General features: G+C 56.8%; 15 protein-coding genes and 1 pseudogene. 5 read left to right on the top strand and 11 right to left on the bottom strand.

The features are described from left to right. Positions 1 to 6: 6 nt before the first annotated feature. A complete protein-coding gene (locus PverR02_RS15540; protein WP_046385277.1) occupies positions 7 to 924 on the bottom strand; it encodes a LysR family transcriptional regulator in 918 nt (305 codons plus the stop codon). 99 nt (positions 925 to 1,023) lie between these two features. On the opposite strand from PverR02_RS15540, the gene PverR02_RS15535 reads away from it, so the two are divergent. Beyond that, positions 1,024 to 2,280: an FAD-dependent monooxygenase gene (locus tag PverR02_RS15535; protein ID WP_227778897.1), complete on the top strand. Its 1,257-nt coding sequence runs from the start codon at positions 1,024 to 1,026 to the stop codon at positions 2,278 to 2,280. Positions 2,281 to 3,191: 911 nt separating this feature from the next. Here PverR02_RS15535 and PverR02_RS32640 read toward each other — a convergent pair. Both PverR02_RS32640 and PverR02_RS15525 read right to left on the bottom strand, forming a co-directional pair. Beyond that, complete coding sequence (locus PverR02_RS32640; protein ID WP_079443790.1) at positions 3,192 to 3,728, bottom strand: AAA family ATPase; 537 nt, start codon at positions 3,726 to 3,728, stop codon at positions 3,192 to 3,194. 63 nt (positions 3,729 to 3,791) lie between these two features. Beyond that, on the bottom strand, positions 3,792 to 4,196 hold the full coding sequence (locus PverR02_RS15525; RefSeq protein WP_079443789.1) for a hypothetical protein: 405 nt from the start codon (positions 4,194 to 4,196) through the stop codon (positions 3,792 to 3,794). 185 nt (positions 4,197 to 4,381) lie between these two features. On the opposite strand from PverR02_RS15525, the gene PverR02_RS15520 reads away from it, so the two are divergent. From PverR02_RS15520 to PverR02_RS15510, 3 genes are all read left to right on the top strand, one after another. Continuing rightward, the gene (locus tag PverR02_RS15520; RefSeq protein ID WP_079443788.1) at positions 4,382 to 4,843 is read left to right on the top strand and encodes a hypothetical protein; all 462 of its coding nucleotides are present in this window, start codon (positions 4,382 to 4,384) and stop codon (positions 4,841 to 4,843) included. A gap of 120 nt (positions 4,844 to 4,963) precedes the next feature. After that, on the top strand, positions 4,964 to 5,797 hold the full coding sequence (locus PverR02_RS15515; protein ID WP_079443787.1) for an oxidoreductase: 834 nt from the start codon (positions 4,964 to 4,966) through the stop codon (positions 5,795 to 5,797). A gap of 22 nt (positions 5,798 to 5,819) precedes the next feature. After that, on the top strand, positions 5,820 to 6,758 hold the full coding sequence (locus PverR02_RS15510) for an AraC family transcriptional regulator (protein WP_046383423.1): 939 nt from the start codon (positions 5,820 to 5,822) through the stop codon (positions 6,756 to 6,758). Between the two features lie 76 nt (positions 6,759 to 6,834). Here PverR02_RS15510 and PverR02_RS15505 read toward each other — a convergent pair. From PverR02_RS15505 to PverR02_RS15490, 4 genes and pseudogenes are all read right to left on the bottom strand, one after another. Continuing rightward, positions 6,835 to 7,047: pseudogene (locus PverR02_RS15505) on the bottom strand (transposase domain-containing protein); the annotation flags it as partial. Positions 7,048 to 7,238: 191 nt separating this feature from the next. Continuing rightward, entirely contained in the window at positions 7,239 to 7,691 is a 453-nt protein-coding gene (locus tag PverR02_RS15500) for a hypothetical protein (RefSeq protein ID WP_046383422.1), read from the bottom strand. 57 nt (positions 7,692 to 7,748) lie between these two features. Then, positions 7,749 to 9,032 (bottom strand): HAMP domain-containing sensor histidine kinase, encoded by a 1,284-nt coding sequence (locus PverR02_RS15495; protein ID WP_079443786.1) that lies wholly within the window; start codon positions 9,030 to 9,032, stop codon positions 7,749 to 7,751. Beyond that, on the bottom strand, positions 9,029 to 9,712 hold the full coding sequence (locus PverR02_RS15490; protein WP_046383420.1) for a response regulator transcription factor: 684 nt from the start codon (positions 9,710 to 9,712) through the stop codon (positions 9,029 to 9,031). The genes PverR02_RS15495 and PverR02_RS15490 overlap by 4 nt, the downstream gene beginning before the upstream one ends. A 187-nt stretch (positions 9,713 to 9,899) precedes the next feature. Between PverR02_RS15490 and bamA the strand changes: the two genes are divergently transcribed. Further along, positions 9,900 to 12,266 carry an outer membrane protein assembly factor BamA gene (gene bamA, locus PverR02_RS15485; protein ID WP_079443785.1) on the top strand — a complete coding sequence of 789 codons (2,367 nt, stop codon included), beginning with the start codon at positions 9,900 to 9,902 and terminating at the stop codon, positions 12,264 to 12,266. Positions 12,267 to 12,665: 399 nt separating this feature from the next. Here the strand turns inward: bamA and PverR02_RS15480 are convergent, their stop codons facing one another. The 4 genes from PverR02_RS15480 to PverR02_RS15465 all read right to left on the bottom strand — a co-directional run bounded on the left by PverR02_RS15480 (position 12,666) and on the right by PverR02_RS15465 (position 17,797). Continuing rightward, positions 12,666 to 13,556: a helix-turn-helix domain-containing protein gene (locus tag PverR02_RS15480; RefSeq protein ID WP_046383417.1), complete on the bottom strand. Its 891-nt coding sequence runs from the start codon at positions 13,554 to 13,556 to the stop codon at positions 12,666 to 12,668. Positions 13,557 to 13,962: 406 nt separating this feature from the next. After that, positions 13,963 to 14,940: a transporter gene (locus tag PverR02_RS15475; RefSeq protein WP_227778870.1), complete on the bottom strand. Its 978-nt coding sequence runs from the start codon at positions 14,938 to 14,940 to the stop codon at positions 13,963 to 13,965. Between the two features lie 74 nt (positions 14,941 to 15,014). Next, positions 15,015 to 16,064, bottom strand: coding sequence for an alpha/beta fold hydrolase (locus PverR02_RS15470; protein WP_079443783.1), 1,050 nt, complete (start codon positions 16,062 to 16,064; stop codon positions 15,015 to 15,017). 83 nt (positions 16,065 to 16,147) lie between these two features. Further along, positions 16,148 to 17,797 (bottom strand): flavin-containing monooxygenase, encoded by a 1,650-nt coding sequence (locus PverR02_RS15465; protein WP_079443782.1) that lies wholly within the window; start codon positions 17,795 to 17,797, stop codon positions 16,148 to 16,150. Positions 17,798 to 18,019: the final 222 nt, after the last annotated feature.

Raw genomic sequence — 18,019 nt, 5'->3', positions numbered from 1 at the left:
GGCCCCTTATCTTGAGCCGCTCCCAACTCGTTCCAACCGCAGCTGTATAAATTCCAGCAACGCCCGAACCCGCGCAGTCACGGAATGCCGGTGGCTGTACGCGCCAAGCAATTGCAGCGGCGCAGGGCGCAGGTCCAGCGACACTTCCCGCAATCGGCCCGCGGCAAGATCTTCCTGGCATGGATAGGCTGCCACTATCGCGAAACCGATGCCTTGCCGCGCGCCCGCCAACGCAAGTTCTCCACTGTTGACACGATAGCGACTACGCACAGATACCTTCACGATTTCGCCTGTGCCGTCGAGAAACAGCCAGGGCTGGCCCTTCAATGCGCTCAGTGTAGTAATGCACGGCAAGGACTCTAGTTCGCGCACTTGGCGCGGAGTTCCCGTTTTGGCTAACAGAGCGGGTGCCGCGACCACAATGCTGGGTAGCGTAGCGAGTTCGCGGGTGATGATGGTGCTGTCATCCTGGCGCCCACGATGGAAGACGATAGAGAGGTCCACGTCTTCCCGGAGCGCTTCTAAACCGGTCAGGCGCGTGTCGCACTCCAATTCGACGCCAGGATGGAGGCTACAGAATTCGGCCAGGATAGGGGCCAGTAGCCTTGGCGCTTCGCCTGGCATGCACATCCTTAAGGGCCCCCGCAGTTCACGCTGCACCGCGCCAAGTTCTTCCTCAGTGGAGAGCAAGGAATCGAGCAAAGGTTTTGCACGTTCGTAGAGAAGTCTGCCGGCTTCAGTCATGCGCAGGTGGCGAGTACTGCGCTCCAGCAAGCGGACGCCCAATCTGCGTTCCAGCGAGGCGACGTGGCGGCTGACGTTAGAGGATGGCAGGGACAGTAGGCGCGCCGCGCCGGAAAAGCTTTGTGCATCGACGACCGCCACGTATACACGGACGGTGTTCAGGTCGAGGGCATTGCGCATGATTATCCCGATTAAGGTATTAAAGTCGCCCATTTTTACATAATAGTTCTCCCCATTGACGGAATCTAAGATGCCGTCTCGTCCGATGGGTTGTCGCCGATGGCGTGTCGGGACGGATTGAATAGGAGATCCAGCGTGGAAATCGGAATACTTGGCGGCGGAATTGCGGGGTTGAGCGTGGCGCTTGCATTGCGCAAGCGGGGACACAGTCCCCGGGTATATGAGCGCCGGACGGGGCCAGCGACCATGGGGGCTGGCGTGACGCTCTGGCCCAACGCTGGCTTTGTGCTGGAGGAACTGGACCTCCTCCAAGACATCGCGGCAGCGGGTGGCCGGCCAGTGGTAGTGCGCCGCCAGGACGCTGCGGGCAATTCGTTGGGGGGCATCGATATCGCGCTGCTGGACCAGACAATGGGATATCCGACTCATACCATTTTGCGGAGGGACTTGCAGGCAGTGCTGCTCAAGCATGCGGCACAGAGCGGAATCCCGGTGGAGTTCGGGCATCGGGCGGTGGGGATCGATCTGGAGGCTAATGGCAAAGCGGTAGCGCGCTTCGAGAACGGGGTGAGTATCCGTCCAGATCTGCTTATCGGCGCAGATGGCCGCATGGGGTCGGTGGCACGCGGGTTCGTTGCGGGGGACAACATGCCGGTTTATCAGGGATTTGTGAACTGGATAGGTGTGGCGCAGGGGGAAAGTGCGTTGGTGAGCGATATAGCGATTCAGGATTATTGGGGGTCGGGCAATCGCTTCGGATGCGTGCCGGTCCGGCCGGAGTTGGTCTACTGGGCAGCGGCGCAGGCGCGGCCATTGTCAGGGGCGACGCCCGCAGCCGATATGCGCAAGGAGATCGAGGATCTGTTCGCGGGATGGCCGGAGCCTATCGCCCGTATCATCCAGGCGACGCCGGCGCACGCCATCCGGATGATTGCCGTGCACGACTTGGAGCCGCTGCACACGTGGAGCCGGGCTAATGTGCTGCTTGTGGGAGATGCGGCGCACGCGCCGTTGCCGACATCGGGCCAGGGCGCTTGTCAGGCGTTGGAAGACGCTTGGCACCTTGCTAGATGCCTGGAAGGAACGAACGGCCTTGATGAAGCCTTGCAGCGCTTCGCGGAGATCCGCGGGCCGAAGACCGCCAAGCTGGCCGAGCAGGGTCGAGTCTTCGCTCGCGGTCTGTTTGCCACTGATCCTGAAACCTGCCGCATTCGCAATGAACGCGCCAAGGCGTCCGATCCCTTGCGTGATGTGCAGGCCTTGGCGGCAGGATGGTCACAGGGTTTGCCGATGACAGGCTGCACGGACAGCACGCCGATGGATGGCGCTGACTTCGGCAGTCTGTACCGCCTCTGAAAGACTGTGGCAATCTGGACACCACATGGCGTCTCCGGCCCCGAGACGCCTCACTGTAAACCGAGCCCCATGACTTTACCCACCGCGCTGGAGCGCCAGGTCTAGCAGCTCACACTGATGCTCTTCAGATGTCGGCTTCTGGCCGATTCTGTTGAAAATGTAGCTCCCCTATCTGGCCTGCGGCAAAGTATCTGCATTGACCAGCAGGGAAGGATTTGGAATAGGAACGGCGTGTTGGCTGCATGAAATATCCGCTTAAAAGGTTAGAACTGGTGCCCACTTAAATGTAAGTGCACACCATGTCCTGGCTCTTCGGGGCTGGGCAGATGACTTGGCCGGACGGATACACGTTAGCTGCAAATTTGATGCTGAATTAACATAGAGACCTCGCCCAATACATTGCCACGTCCATGCAGACTCTCGAAAACACCTTGTTTTTATATGCCAGACAGCACCTGCCAACACTTCCGAAGATCTACATGTGGACGCTTGATACCACCCTTGTTCACCATTCATTCAAATGGGTCATTGGCCACGCATGAAGGCTCAGGCGATCTAACAAAGCTGGATTCGAATTGCAACGACCAGTGTCTACTCAACCTACATCGAGTTACTCATGAGCGTCTCCCGAAAACTTGACGTCGAGATAGGTGATCTGGAAATGCTGCTCTTTGCGAAAGCAGAAGACCTTGCACAAACGTTCAACACGACCTCCCCCTCTGCTTGAACGAGAAAAAGCTCATAGAGCTTGATCTACACCCGTATGTTTTTTTGAAAGATGGCCGACGCAGAGAGCGAGTGAGATTGACCAGTTGCTTGCGCACCAGTGGGTACTCGCTTGAGTAATACACCGTGACTTTGGCGCTCAGCGCTCTTCAATCACGCAGCGGCTTTGTCGGAACCTGGACTTTTCACGACGACTGTCCGCAACGCACGTCCCGAATACTTGACAGAAACCGTCTGGTTTGACGGTTGGATCGCAGACAGACGACGCGACATGTTGAGGGCGCCGTTGCCGCAAGCTGCCTCATCTTGGCACGCGCCGATTTACGGGTAGTCCACATGAAGTTGAAAAGCGCTAGAAGGTTCTTTAGCTGCTCTGGGCAATCCTCTGGAAGGTCGGGGCGAGTGCTACCACGCTGGGTCAAAGTTCTAAGAAACACACGCCAAAACCGAAGTACCGGCGTCCGATCAATCCATATTAAGAGGTCGGCTCTGGCAATACGGTTATCCCAGGTGGCCGAATGGCCACCTTCAAAAATCCACTGATCGCGAGCCTCGGCCTCGTGACAAAGGCGAGTCTTCTCATCAGCGTTTCGCTCAACCCATCCCGGTTGCCAATGGATCGTGTCGATATGGATGACCGGAAGACCTGTGTGCTTGCCCATCGCCCGAGCCAGCGTACTTTTTCCTGACCCTGGTTGGCCAATAATCATGACACGCTGCATAGGAGCCCCTGTGCATTGAACATCCTGATAATACTGAGCGACGCTGCTCCTCATTGGAACACTTCACAATCGAATCGTGTTGATTAGTGCTACGCGACGACGGGTGAAGTTCCAGGCAATAGGCGAAAGTAGAAGAACCGCGACAAGAAACGCCACCTGGGACAGGTAAAACGGCTCCAGCCACTGCTGGTTCAATGCAACGTAATAGGTGTTATGGGCGACGTCAGCCAGAATGATTACTGCTGTAAGGATGATGCCCACCCTTGGTTTTATGAAAAGGAGCAGTGCCGCCAGCGGGTCAAAAAACGTAAGCGCCCCCCAGAAAATACGGCTAGCCCAATAGGCGCTGGCCCCGTATCCGTAGTCCCAGAGCAACCCATGCTGAAAATCTGCTCGAATGTGATTGGTGGTTGCGACCAAAAGGCAACAGGCAAACAAAACTCGGATGGCGAATGACGACCTTGGCATAGCTGGATCTGCTCTCGTGAAGTAATCCTATGATAACGGGATCAACCAACGTCGCAGCAATGTAAGCGTATGGCAAACCCGTCTTGACCAGACGACTTTGGGCCGTGCGACAATTGGTTGCATATCGTTGGGCAAGAAATGTAGGTTGTACCGTCAACATAAATACATCGTTTAACTGGAGCTACATGGACGAGCTAAGAGTTTTCAGCAACACCCACTGGATAGTAACTCATCGGCGAGATTCACGTTACGACGGGTATTTGATAATTTCATCTGAAGAGACGGCTTCAGATCTCAGCGATTTGAGCGACGAAGCCATGTCATCTCTCGGTTTGGTGATGAAAACCTCGGAGCGTCTGCTGGCAAAGGTGTATTCCCCTTACAAAGTAATGTTCTACAAATTGGGATTTTCTCCTGACTTCAGCGCACATTTTCATGTCGTTCCAGTCTCGGAAGACTTGCTCGCAGAGATATCAAAACACCCCGGTTATTCCGACAATCCTGACGGTAATGACGCAATTGTTTTTCTAAGTCGAGAGTACTGTGAAAGACCTCTTACCGCTGGCGAAGCAGAAAAACAGCTCTCGGCGGTTCAATTGCATGGAATTGACATAAGTGTCCATTCAACACACATGTTGCGTGGTTAAACGCGCGCCCACTTAACTGTTGACTCTGATAGGAATAGGCAATGCTCTAAGACAAACCGGCATAGGTGACCGAGTTTTCGATAGATATCATGGCCTCGTCCCTACTTATTGGAAGTCGCCATGAACAGCAGAAAAACCATATTCATCACGGGGGTGAGCAGTGGCTTCGGCAACGCGCTGGCGCAAGAAGCTCTTGCAGCGGGCCACCGTGTCATAGGTACCGTGCGTAGTGAAGCCGCCTTGCGCGCCTTTCAGGCGCTCTCGGTGGATCATGCTCATGGGGTGATTCTGGATATCACTGACTTCGCCCGGATCGACAGCGTAGTAGCTGCTATTGAAGCAACCCACGGCCCAGTCGACGTGTTGGTCAACAACGCCGGCTACGGTCATGAGCGCATCTTTGAAGAGTCGCCGCTGGAGGAAATGCGTCGCCAATTCGACGTCAACGTGTTCGGCGCGGTAGCGGTGACCAAGGCTTTCGTGCCTTATTTTCGCAAGCGTCGCACTGGTCATATTCTTAATATCACTTCTATGGGCGGCACCATCACGATGCCGGGCATCGCGTACTACTGCGGGAGCAAGTTTGCTCTCGAAGGTATCTCCGATACGCTGAGCAAAGAACTGCTACCTTTCAACATCTTCGTGACCGCCGTGGCACCTGGTTCGTTTCGCACTGACTGGGCCGGTCGTTCGATGCAGCGCACCCCACGAAGCATTGCTGACTATGACGCCAGTTTCGACCCGGTACGTAAGGCCCGCGAAGAAAAGAGCGGCAAACAGCTTGGCGACCCGCGAAAAGCGGCGCAAGCGATGTTGCAGGTTATTGCCAGCCCGACACCACCGGCACACTTATTATTGGGCAGTGACGCGTTGGGACTGGTACGTGACAAGCTGAATCGCACGGCCAGGGAGATTGATCAATGGGAAGCGCTGACTCTTACCACCGACGGTTGAGCGGCCAGCAGAGGGGACATCAATGAATCGGGCCGACTCACGCACCTCGCGCATGGTGCATTTGATGGAAACCCTCGCGCCGGTCGAGGGCTACAACCTCAGCACGCTAGAGGATATCCGCTTTTTGCGTTCGAATCGGCCACTGACTCGCACTCCGGTGCTGTATGACCCGGGTATCGTGATCCTGTGTCAAGGGCGCAAACGTGGCTATCTGGGCGATGACGTATACGTTTATGACGCCCAGCACTATCTAGTGGTGTCCGTCCCAGTTCCTTTCACCATGGAGACCGATGCCAGCGAGGCGCAGCCAATGCTGGCGGTCTACATGCGCCTCGACTTACAAATGGCCAGCGAGTTGATACTGCAAATGGATGAAGCTCTCGGGCCAAGTGATGCCCAGCCCAAGGGCATGTATGCCTCGCCAATGGACGATTTGCTGCGCGCCTCGACGCTACGCTTTCTTGAGGCGATGAGCAGTCCGGGCGAAGCGCAAATACTTGGGCCGTCGCTGGTGCGGGAGATCTACTACCGCATCCTAACCGGCGAGCAAGGTGGCTCGATGCGCGCCGCGCTCAATCGCCAGGGTCACTTTGGTAAGGTCACTCGTGCGATCCGCAAGATCCATAGTTGCTACCAGGAGCGCCTGGATGTGGTGTCCCTTGCCCAAGAAGCGAGCATGAGCGTGCCCAATTTTCATCTGCACTTTCGCAGCGTGACGGACTCGTCGCCGATGCAATACCTGAAGTCGACGCGCTTGCACCAGGCGCGATTACTGATGCTACGCAACGCTATGACCGCTTCGACGGCGGCGTTCAATGTAGGCTACGAAAGCGCCTCGCAATTCAGCCGCGAATTCAAACGTTTCTTTGGGCGCACGCCCCAGGCAGAGATCGAATGGATGAAGGCGACCTACGCACTGCCTGCGCCGTCCACGCCATCTATGTACGTCTCGTCACATTAGCGATGAGCCGACCCGCTGCTCCGGCAACCCCAGTACCAGCGCTGTCCGCACCTGCCCAACATACTTTGGGCGGTTGAACGGGCGCCCATTTATGCGGCAGCAACTCGGTAATCTCACTTGCCCGCTGCGTCGGCAGCCGCGTCGGCACATCTTTGAGATAAGCATACGGATCATGCCCGCTGAGCCGCGCCGACTGGATCAAGCTCATGATCGCTGCCGCCCGTTTGCCACGGCGTAAAGACCCTGCGAAGAGCCAGCTCTTGCGCCCAAGAGCCCATGGCCTGATTTTCTTCTTCAGGTGCTTGTTAACGTCAATGTTGTTGAAGTCCTCTGCCCCAGTACTGCCCACGCTTTTTGTAGCGCTTGATGGGGGACCGGACGGTGATCGATAGCGCGAAAAAAGCAAGGCGTCTTGGGCAGAGATAACACGCGTGACTGGACGAACAGGCGCGCCTCACGCCCGCCAGGCTCGTGAGATAATCACGCGCTACGAGCGGACGACTCCGCCGAATAGATGACGGTTTGCGCGCTGTTCGCCGCAACGGTTTGCCGGGTGAAGTAGGTGTCGCCTTCGTCGGTCAGAATCTCATAATCGACTTTTTGCGTGCTGCTGGCGTGTTTGATGATTTTCAGCACGCGCTGGAATTTCACGCTTTGCGTGCCGTTCTGGTTGGGCCCGGTCAGTACATTCACGCTTTGAAACCAGCCGGCGTGTTTCTTGTTGCTCACCAGCGCGTTGGTCATCGCCTCGAACCGCTCCAGGCGGGTGAAGCCCCACAGCGTCTGCTCCTCGACGGTTGCGTCGGGGGTGGCGGCGCCGGTAAACACGAAGATATTGATCGTCGGGCTGTCTTCACAAAAGAAGTCATACGGGACCAGACCATCGACCATTTTCCTGCCGGGCACAAAGCCCTTTTTATGCACCTGAAACATCGCCACCTCCGCTCAAACAATGGCGACAAGTCTAATGAGCGGCGACGTACAGGGCGGTCAAGCCAATGTAATGTCGTGTAAAGATCGCGCGTTGTGCAGGTTGACCTCAACGGTCAGCCCGCCGCCTGACTCATTGCGAGCCACGATGCTGCCGCCGTGCATCTGCACTGCCCGCGCGGCGATGGCCAAGCCCAGGCCAAAGCCGACGCTGGCGTCCCCCGCGCCACGCTCGAACGGTTGGAAGATGCTGTGCAATCGATCGTTGTCGACGCCCGGCCCGTGGTCGCTGATCGCCACAGTGAGGCGGCTCGCGTCGGGATTGATGCGCGCTGAAACCAGCACCGTGGTGTCCGGCCGCGTGTAGCGCACGGCGTTGCGGATCACGTTCTCAAAGCAGCGGTACAGCAACTCACCGTTGACACAGGCGATAAACGGCGGGCAAGCCTGTAGGTGTACGCGGCAGCCTTTGATGCCGGCTTCGAACTGCGCATCTTCGACAATCATCGCCAGCAACTCGATGATGTCCACGGGTTCGCGCTCGATGCTTTCGGGCCGGCCTTGCAGGCGAGCCAGGGTCAGCAGCGCTTCGATCAGGGTGTCCATGCGTTCGGATTCATGCTCGATGCGTTCGAGCATTTCCATGCGTGCAGGGTCTTGGCGCAACAGGCCGATGGCCGCTTGCATGCGCGTCAGCGGCGAGCGCAATTCATGGGAGATGTCGTGCAGCAGATGCTGCTGGGCTTGCACCAGCACCTTGAGCTGGTTGGCCATGCGGTCGCAGTCTTCGGCGAGGTCGACGATTTCATCGCGGCGCTTGCCCATGGCGGGTTTGACCCGGGTTTCGAAGCGTCCTTGGGCCACATCGCTCATCGCCCGACGCAAGTAGGCCAGCGGCCAGGCCAGGTAGTACGCCATGTAGCCGCTGAACAGCGCACTCATCAACGTGCCGATGAGCAGCGGGATCTGGTGCCAGGGCCGGCCGGGGACGTTGCCGGGGGCGTGGGTGGACCTGATCGAAAGCGCCAGGCCTTCCTTGCTGGTGACCGCTCGTTCATAGGCCGGTTGTTCAACGGGCGACCCCACGATCAAGTGACCGTTGCTGTCATAGACGCCGATGTTCTCATCCGGCGGACGTTCCCAGACCGTGAGGAGCTGGCCTGCCGCGTCGACACCGACGCGCTCGAGCAGCCCGGTTTCCGCTGCCAGAATGGCTTCCACATACGGGTCGCTCGGGCGAAAACGGCTCAGTTCAAGCACGCCGATCCCGACCAGAAACGTCAGGGTGGTCGCCAGCCAGAAGGCCAGGAACAGTTTCCAGAACAGCAGGCTGGGCCGGGTCATTCGGCGATCAACAGGTAGCCAAGGCCGCGCACGCTCTGGATCCAGGCCTTGGTGTCCAGGCGCGGCCCCAACTTCTGCCGGATGCTGCTGATATGTACGTCGATGCGCCGGTCGTAGCGGGTCAGCGGGCAGCCCAGGGCGTTGAGGGACAGGTCCTTTTTACTCACCACTTGGCCGGCGTTGCGGGCCAGTTCTTCGAGCAGGCTGAATTCGGTGCTGGTCAGGCCCAGCTCGACACCGCTCCATAGGGCCTGGCGCTTGCCGGGCCACAACACCAGCGCGCCGGTCTTGATCACTTCGGTGAGCGGCTGGCCCACCGGCTGCACCCTGCGCATGATCGCGCGCAGCCGTGCCACCAGCTCGCCCGGGGAGCTGGGCTTGGGCACGTAATCGTCGGCGCCGAGTTCCAGGCCGGTGATGCGGTCGATGTTGTCGCCACGGGCGGTCAGCAGCACCACGGGCACTTGGCTGACCGCGCGGATGCGCCGCAGCACCTCGATACCCGAACGCTGGGGCAGCATGACGTCCAGCACCACAATGCTGTAGCGCCCCGACAGCGCCTCGACCTCGCCCTCCTCGCCCGTATGCACGGCCGTGGCCTCAAAACCTTCGCGCGCCAAGTATTGGCTGAGCATTTCCGTCAATTCCTGGTCGTCGTCGACCAACAGTACGCAGATCATCGTGGGCTCGTCAGTGTGGGGTTGTCCATTATCAGCCTTTGCGCAGGTTATCAGGCCCACCTTTACCTAACTTGACATTCGGTTAACCGCACCAAACGCCGCGCACTCTTATGCTGGCTGTTCACCGGTCGGCGAGTGAACCCAGCACGCCGGCGCTGCTTGTCGATGTGTTCTGGAAAAGATCTTGATGAATTTTTCGCGCCTGCTCTGCTCGGTTGCGCTGCTGCTCAATACCTCACTGGCACTCGCCCAAGGCTTCAAAATCTCGGATATTCGAATCAATGGCCTGCAACGCGTCTCGGCGGGCAGCGTATTCGGCGCATTGCCGCTGAACGTCGGCGACGAAGCGGATGACCGGCGCCTGGTGGATTCCACTCGCGCGTTGTTCAAGACCGGGTTCTTCCAGGATATCCAGCTGAGTCGCGAAGGTGATGTGCTGATTATCAATGTCGTCGAGCGTCCTTCGGTTGCCAGCATCGAGTTCGAGGGCAACAAGGCGATCTCCACCGAAGATTTGATGAAAGGCATGAAGCAATCGGGCCTTGCCGAAGGCGAGATATTCCAGCGCGCCACCCTGGAAGGCGTGCGCAACGAGTTGCAGCGTCAATACGTTGCCCAGGGCCGTTACTCGGCCTCGGTCGACACCGAGGTCGTGGCCCAGCCGCGCAATCGGGTCGGCCTGAAGATCAAGATCGATGAAGGCGAAGTGGCGTCGATCCAGCACATCAACGTGGTGGGCAATACGGTGTTCCCCGACGACGCGTTGATCGACCAATTCACGCTCAAGACCAGCAACTGGCTGTCATTTTTCAAGAACGACGATAAATACGCACGGGAGAAACTCTCCGGCGACCTCGAACGGCTGCGCTCCTATTACCTGGACCGTGGCTATATCAACATGGATATCACCTCGACCCAGGTCTCCATGACCCCGGATAAAAAGCACGTCTATATCACCGTGAACATCCAGGAAGGCCAGAAATACACGGTGCGTGAAGTCAAGCTGAGCGGCGAGCTGAAAGTCCCGCAAGAGCAGGTCCAGTCATTATTGCTGGTGCAAAAGGGCCAGGTGTTTTCGCGCAAGTTGATGACCACCACCTCGGAACTGATCACCCGCCGCCTGGGCAACGAAGGCTATACGTTCGCCAACGTCAACGGTACGCCTCAGGTGCATGAAGAAGACCACACGGTAGACATCACTTTCAGCATCGACCCCGGCAAGCGGGCTTACGTCAATCGCATCAACTTCCGAGGCAATACCAAGACCGACGACAAAGTGCTGCGTCGCGAAATGCGGCAGATGGAAGGCGGCTGGGCGTCGACCTACCTGATCGACCAATCCAAAGTGCGCCTGGAACGCCTGGGGTTCTTCAAGGAAGTGAACGTCGAGACGCCGGCCGTGGCCGGGCTGGATGACCAGCTGGATGTGAACTACGCCGTGGAAGAACAAGCCTCCGGCTCGATCACGGCCAGCGTCGGCTTCGCCCAGAGTTCGGGCCTGATCCTTGGCGGGTCGATTACCCAGAACAACTTTCTTGGCACGGGCAATTACGCCAGCCTGGGGCTGACCCGTTCGTCCTACCAGAGCAAGTACAACATCGGTTTCACCGACCCCTACTTCACCACCGATGGGGTTAGCCTGGGCTACAACGCGTTCTACAGCAAAACCGACTACAACAAATACTACGATGACGGGGTGTCCTATTACGCCATCAATAGTTTTGGCCTGGGTGCCAGCCTCGGTTACCCGATCAACGAGACCTCGCGCCTGACGTTCGGCCTGACCGCACAACACGACAGCATCGAGCCGGGCACCTACAGCGCCGACGAGATCTACGATTTCATCGAGCGCGAAGGCAAGGAATTCACCAACTTCAAGGCCAGCGCAGGCTGGTCGGAGTCGACCTTGAACAAAGGCGTACTGGCCACGCGCGGGCACGCGCAGAACCTCAACCTGACGGTGACGGTGCCCGGCAGTGACCTGAGTTTCTACAAAATCGACTATACGGGGCAAACCTTCCTGCCGGTCAGCAATACCACCGCCCTGCGCTTCCATACCAAGCTCGGTTACGGCAACGGTTATGGCTCCACGGACGGGTTGCCGTTCTATGAGAGCTATACGGCCGGCGGCGAAGGCACGGTACGTGGTTTTGAAAGCGGCACGCTCGGCCCGCGCAATACCCCGGCGACCGGGACCTATGCCAGCGCAGGTCAAGCGTACTACTCGGACCGGACTACGGAGGCGCTGGGCGGTAATATTCTGATTACCGGGGGCACGGAGTACTTGTTCCCTGTGCCGTTCATCAAAGACAACAAATCCGTGCGGACCTCCTTGTTCTGGGATGTGGGCACGGTGTATTCGGACAAGTGTTACCTCAGCACCACCCAAGGCTGCGGTGGTGTGGACCTGAGCCAGATGGCCAGTTCGGTGGGGGTTGGCGTGACCTGGTACAGCCCGCTGGGGCCGTTGAGTGTCAACCTGGCTTATCCGATTCGCACGCCGGAGAACGCGGATAAACAGGTGTTCCAGTTTTCCATGGGTCAGACGTTCTGACCATTTCAGCGGGTTAACGCGCTGCTCGCCGTCGCGGGATACCGGCGTTATGTTTTATCGCCTGGCTCCGATGGGGCCTCGGCGACGGTTGCGGATTCGCGAGGCACATACGGTTCTGGAATAGAGGGTGCGAGTGGGCGCCGTGTGAGGGCTGACCGGGACTTACCGCGAACCTTCTCTTCCCACTTGGCACGCTCCTGAGGGATGTCTTCGATCGGGATTTTCCTGTCCGTGCGTCTAAGTGCAATCAGTGCCACCACCAATACGGTTACGACAGCCGAGGATAGAATATCTAAAAGGTCCATGTTTCTTTCCGGTAGCCGTTGGCCGGCGATGGCTTGACTTCGCTGATGGTTGTTCGGCGAAGCAGAAAATTACTTTCCGATCGTTGTAAGAACACTATTCCAGGTTGTTTGTTTTCCTTAGTTGCGTAGGCGTTACGCCAAGTTTGCTGCGCAGGACACGGGTCAAATGCGCCTGATCTGAAAACCCACAATGATAGGCAATTTCCTTAATCGAAAGTGTGCCGCTGTACAGCATTCGCTTGGCCCGTTCGATGCGCTGTTCGGTAACAAAGGTGTGTGGCGAACAGTCGAACGATTCGCTGAATTTCCTGGAAAACGTCCAGACGCCCAACCCTACGGCATCGGCCATTTCGTCCAGGCGTATGGACTCCTCCAGATGAGCATCGATGAACTCGAGCAAGTACTTTTTTTGTTGTTGCGACAGCCGACCAGGCGCACTGGACTCTTTAAAGGTGACACTGGCGTAATGCCGTAGAAGGTGAATGGCCAACTGCATGCTCAAGGCTTCCACATACAATGCGCCACCAATCCCACGACTTCTTACTTCATTGGTAATTGCGCCGACAATAGCCGTGAGGATCGTGTCTTGGGTACGGAGCAGATCATGCAGGCGCACCTCTTCAATCGGACGCTCCATAACATCCATGGCCACACGAGACATCAGCGCATTGGAAAGATAGAGATGAGAAACATCAATGTCTTGCGTCCAGTTCCAATGGGAGTCCTGTGACATCGTAAGCAGGGAAATATCGCCCGGCGCGCAAGCGGTACGTGTCCAGCCCTCATCCACACAGCGATCCATCGGTGTACGGCCGCCAAAGTAATAAACGATCATGAAATGATCAAGGGGTGGAATGAGGACGTCCTGACCTTTATATCGATATGAGCGTTGCTGCATATCTTTCCATCCGAGTTCTTCGCTTGAGCTGAGAACTACGCCTGGCACCCACTTGAGAAGTTCCTTTGGAGTAATGACGGTCGGCATACTTGAAGTCTCACTTGAGGGCCGTCACCCTGGCTCTTATTGCGCTCCTACGCAAAGTTGAAAGCACTCGAGGATGGCCGTGGAGTATTGTTTTTATTAGTATTTACAGCTCACCAGAATACTAGCACGGGATGAGCAGTGTCGAAAAAAATATCCAACGTTATGCGACTTAAGTGATTATAAAAAAACCGAACACAGGGATTAAATGGGTATAAAGCGTGACCGAGATGATTTGCATGGGTTGAGGGTTGCGAACGTTTCCCGCCCCGCAAAAAAAACGGCCACCGCCGGGCGGCCGTAAAGGGGCTGCGAGAAGTGATTCTCGCAACGGAGCGACGCCTGTCAGGCCGCCGCCCTGGTGATGTCTTCGCTGATTTTCCTGGCGTAGCCGGCGTTGCTCAGTGACTTAGAATACGTAAAGCAATCGAAGATTGACGCGAGAGTCTTCCTTGAAGCCATTTTCAACTGAAAGGTCTCGCCCCAATGTCGCAAGCAACTGAGTTTTCGGCGTCACGAAATAAGACCCGCCCAGCATTATTTTTGCTTGACGGCTTTCATCTTCCAGTTCAGTTCCGTCAACTTTCCTCTGCCCGCCCCATAGCCGGGAATAACCGACATGCATAGCCGCGCGCTCACTGAACATGTACCTGATGAATCCTTGCATCTGATACTGCGGGTCCTGCTTCAGCGTCAGGTCGCGGGAGGAATAACGATCGTTGTCGCCGAAAAAAGTCACGTCAGCAACGAAATCCAGAATGACGCGGCTGCCGATGCCGTGCATGTATCCGCCCTGCAAGACATACTTCCATCGGTTCTCCCCAATATTCAACTCTTTATTCTTGTTGTAGTCGCCTATTGGCAAAAAAAGATATTGAGTGACGGCCAATGCGCGGTTTGTTGAAGGGTCCTGATGGATCCAGACCGCATTGGCCAGAATCGGATCGCCCATTCCGCTTTCGCTGCCCATGCCTTTTATAGCGCCACCGGCCGACAAGTGGCCAAAAGGCAATAGCAGTTGGATATTCGTCAGGACGCCTGCAAACGCTTGATAGCTGACCCCCCTCAGAATGCTGACATCCGAGTACAGGTTATATTTGTCGCTTAACTGATTGCCGCGCACGTAATAATCGTGACGTTCTGCATGCTGTAAATACAGCAGCCCGAGCTGTGTGCCGTCTGGCATTGGCGTATAGTCGCCAGGATCGATATCCAGTGCGTGGCACACAATCGGAAGTTGTAGGCCAAGCATTAAAGTCGCCAACTGAAACGCATGCATAATTCGGCAGTGGGTATTGTTTTTTCTCAGGCAGTCGACGCTAGCATCAGAACTCGACTTGAGCGTATTGGCCGCGCGCAAAGCATGTGCTGTTGTTATTATGTTCATCTTCAACCCTGTTTTTTTTAAAATTGTTCTGGGTCTAGCACAGGTGCCCTGTGCTATTTTTTTTGAAGCTTTTTTCAATGTGTCGGGGACGAAAGCAGCTCTGCCAGATGGGCGTCCAGTTGATTGAGCATTTGCGTATCGGTGCCAAAAAGTCCGAGGTGACCGTCGATTGATTGCAATGGCCTGAACTCGCTGTTCGGGATCATTTTCTGCTCCGACAGACAATCGTCCACGGTAAAGAACTGGTCATGTGAGATGGGCATGACATAGGTTTTCGCTCGGATTCGCCCCAGGGCCGCCGCAAGATCACCGCCCGTGTTTCGACTGACATCGCCCCGTTGCCATTTCCAGGCCATGGTCAGGAGGTTGTTAGGGTCCATTGCTGCAAAGTAGTTCGTCATAAAGCTGTCGACGAATACCTGCATCGACTCGAAACCCAGCGCCTTATGCCGCTCGGCGCGGAAGAACGCGGTACTCCAGCCCATCAATGTCCAAACTTTCGCGTGGCGCTTGAGCCCGGCCGCCACTGCCGCCGATGAGCCGTATAAGCCAGCCCGGAAGGCCGGATCGGTGGTTATCGCATCAATCAGTATTTCGCTGAACAGGAAGTCATGTTCGCTATTGCGCGCGGTGCCCGCTATAGCTGCGGCGCGTTTGACAAAGTCTGGATAGCGCACAGCCCACTCGTAGGTTTGCTGCGCGCCCATCGATCCCCCGACCACTAACGCCAGGCTCTCGATGCCAAAGTATTCGGTGAGCAATGTGTGCTGGGCACTGACGTCATCGCCAATTCTGACATTCGGGAACCCAGGGCCAGCCAATGAACCGCCGGTGTTACTCGCAGAGCTGGAAAGACCGTTACCGATCTGGTTGACGACGATGATGCAGTATTTCGCAGGGTCCAGCGCCCGCCCTTCGCCGATGTAGATCTGCTCCATCGCCTTGCTTGTGCCGGAATACCAAGTGGGAACCAGTATGGCGTTAGTCTTGTCGGCGTTCAGGGTGCCATGTACGGCTACGGCCAGCTGACATTCAGGAATGCACGAGCCTTCTTCAAGCTGAAGCGCTCCGATGTTGATCAGTTCAAAAGGACCGTGATGTTCCTGGGAGTAATAGTTGTTCATTTCAGGTTACCTCGAATATCGAGCTGTCACGGCGCAATAGAGAGTCGGAGTGACAGCTGCAATCAATGAGCAGTCGTTCGACCTCAAGCCATTTCAAAGCCTGGGTAACCCTGTGCGGCTATTTCGTCGCAGCGGCGATGATAATTACCGACGCCGCCGATATACGATACAAGTCGGCGCGGTTTTCCATCGACGTTGGAGCCCATGTACCAAGAGTCGGTTTTGACGACCAGGGTCTTCGCCGCCGTCTCGTCGTGATGCTGTACCCAGTCGTCCTCGAACTCTTTGGAAGCTTCCACGACTTGTTTGCCGTGCTGGATGGCAAACTCAATGCATCCGGTGATCCAGTCCACCTGCTGCTGCAGGCAAGTGGTCATGTTGCAAAGTGCAGCCGACGGTGCCAATGGCGCACCGGTGGTGAACAGGTTGGGGTAGCCATGGATCTGCAGCCCCATCGATGTACGGATTTCTTGTTTCCACTGCTCCCTCAGCGACCGGTTATCGCGCCCTCGAATGTCGATCCGGCTGAGTGCGCCGGAACCTGCATCGAAACCCACGGCCAGCACGATGATGTCTACCTCGTGAATCTTTCCATCTGCGGTCTGGAGCCCCTCCGGCACAATGCGCTCGATCGGCGACTGCTTGCAGTCGACCGCCTCGACGTTGGGTTGCAGATAGACTTCAAGGTACTTGCTTTCCAGCGGTACGCGATGGGTGCCAAAGCCATAGTCGGTCGGGATCAGCAGGTTGCAGAGATCTGGCCTCGACTGCAGGCGCTCACGCATCTTGATACGCACGAACTCCGACACGACTTCATTGACCTGTTCGTCAAAGAACATCTCGGGAAACGACGCCAGCCACATGGCCAAAGAGCCATCCTCCCAGAGTTGTTCAAGCACGGCTTGTCGCTCGTCGGGGGTTTTCTCGGCCCAGGGGCCGGCGTCGAAGTCATAGTCGAAACCGGCAAAGGTCTCTCGCACGCGCTTCTTGAGCTGGTGGAATTGGGTGCCCCACTTTTCCCAGTCTTCTTTGCTGTACTTAGGGTTCCTCATCGGAATCACATACTGCGGGGTACGCACGAAGACCTTCATCGATCCCACCGCCGGAGCGATGGTCTGGATCACCTGAATACCGGTGGCGCCAGTGCCTACCACGGCCACGCGCTTGCCGTTGAAGTCCACGGGGTCTTTTGGCCACAGGCCGGTGTGATAGATCTGACCGTTGAAGTCGGTTTGGCCGGGGAACCGATCGGACAGCGGAGCGGACAGCATCCCGCAGCAAGAGATCAGATATTGCGTATTGATCGTTTCGCCGGCCTCGGTTGTCACCCTCCAGTGCCCGCTCTCTTCGCAGAAGTGCGCGGCAGCGATGCGGGTGTTGAACTGGATATCTTTCTTGAGGTCGAGCCGATTGGCGACGAAGTTCAGCCACTGCTCTGTTTCGGGCTGAGCCGGGAAACGCTCGGTGGGTTGCCAGGACTTATAGAGTTCTTCAGAGAACCAGTACTGATAAATTTCTGCCTGAGAGTCAAACCGCGCACCGGGGTAACGATTCCAATACCATGTGCCGCCCACTCCGGAAGCCGTATCGTAGGCACGGACCGTCAAGCCCATCTCACGAAGTCGATACAACTGGTAGAGGCCAGCTACCCCTGCACCAATCACCATTGCGTCCAAGTACGTGACTTTGCCGTTTTCGGCAGACACAGCGGCGAGTTTAGATTGAGCACTCATTTTGAAGCCTCATATTGTTATGTTTATATTTGCCTTTACTTACTTGCTGCCAGGCAATGCTTAAGGCACGGATAAACGATAACAACCGAGGCGAGTTTTACTCTTGAAGGAAATGGTGAATAGCTTGAACAATCCGGTGCGATGAACCGGGCTTCGTCGAGGCCGACGACAGAGGGGCGCGACGCAACCCGACCGACGCGCTGAAGACGCGTAGGCCGGCGC

Source organism: Pseudomonas veronii, assembly GCF_002028325.1.
Lineage (GTDB): Bacteria > Pseudomonadota > Gammaproteobacteria > Pseudomonadales > Pseudomonadaceae > Aquipseudomonas > Aquipseudomonas veronii.
Note: the sequence above shows the minus strand (reverse complement) of the source record. Positions and strands in the feature narration are given on the sequence as shown.

Coding starts and splice junctions, on each gene's coding strand:
- PverR02_RS15540 (WP_046385277.1), bottom strand. CDS start 924: ATGCGCAATGCCCTCGACCTGAACACCGTCCGTGTATACGTGGCGGTC.
- PverR02_RS15535 (WP_227778897.1), top strand. CDS start 1,024: ATGGCGTGTCGGGACGGATTGAATAGGAGATCCAGCGTGGAAATCGGA.
- PverR02_RS32640 (WP_079443790.1), bottom strand. CDS start 3,728: ATGCAGCGTGTCATGATTATTGGCCAACCAGGGTCAGGAAAAAGTACG.
- PverR02_RS15525 (WP_079443789.1), bottom strand. CDS start 4,196: ATGCCAAGGTCGTCATTCGCCATCCGAGTTTTGTTTGCCTGTTGCCTT.
- PverR02_RS15520 (WP_079443788.1), top strand. CDS start 4,382: ATGGACGAGCTAAGAGTTTTCAGCAACACCCACTGGATAGTAACTCAT.
- PverR02_RS15515 (WP_079443787.1), top strand. CDS start 4,964: ATGAACAGCAGAAAAACCATATTCATCACGGGGGTGAGCAGTGGCTTC.
- PverR02_RS15510 (WP_046383423.1), top strand. CDS start 5,820: ATGAATCGGGCCGACTCACGCACCTCGCGCATGGTGCATTTGATGGAA.
- PverR02_RS15500 (WP_046383422.1), bottom strand. CDS start 7,691: ATGTTTCAGGTGCATAAAAAGGGCTTTGTGCCCGGCAGGAAAATGGTC.
- PverR02_RS15495 (WP_079443786.1), bottom strand. CDS start 9,032: ATGACCCGGCCCAGCCTGCTGTTCTGGAAACTGTTCCTGGCCTTCTGG.
- PverR02_RS15490 (WP_046383420.1), bottom strand. CDS start 9,712: ATGATCTGCGTACTGTTGGTCGACGACGACCAGGAATTGACGGAAATG.
- bamA (WP_079443785.1), top strand. CDS start 9,900: ATGAATTTTTCGCGCCTGCTCTGCTCGGTTGCGCTGCTGCTCAATACC.
- PverR02_RS15480 (WP_046383417.1), bottom strand. CDS start 13,556: ATGCCGACCGTCATTACTCCAAAGGAACTTCTCAAGTGGGTGCCAGGC.
- PverR02_RS15475 (WP_227778870.1), bottom strand. CDS start 14,940: ATGAACATAATAACAACAGCACATGCTTTGCGCGCGGCCAATACGCTC.
- PverR02_RS15470 (WP_079443783.1), bottom strand. CDS start 16,064: ATGAACAACTATTACTCCCAGGAACATCACGGTCCTTTTGAACTGATC.
- PverR02_RS15465 (WP_079443782.1), bottom strand. CDS start 17,797: ATGAGTGCTCAATCTAAACTCGCCGCTGTGTCTGCCGAAAACGGCAAA.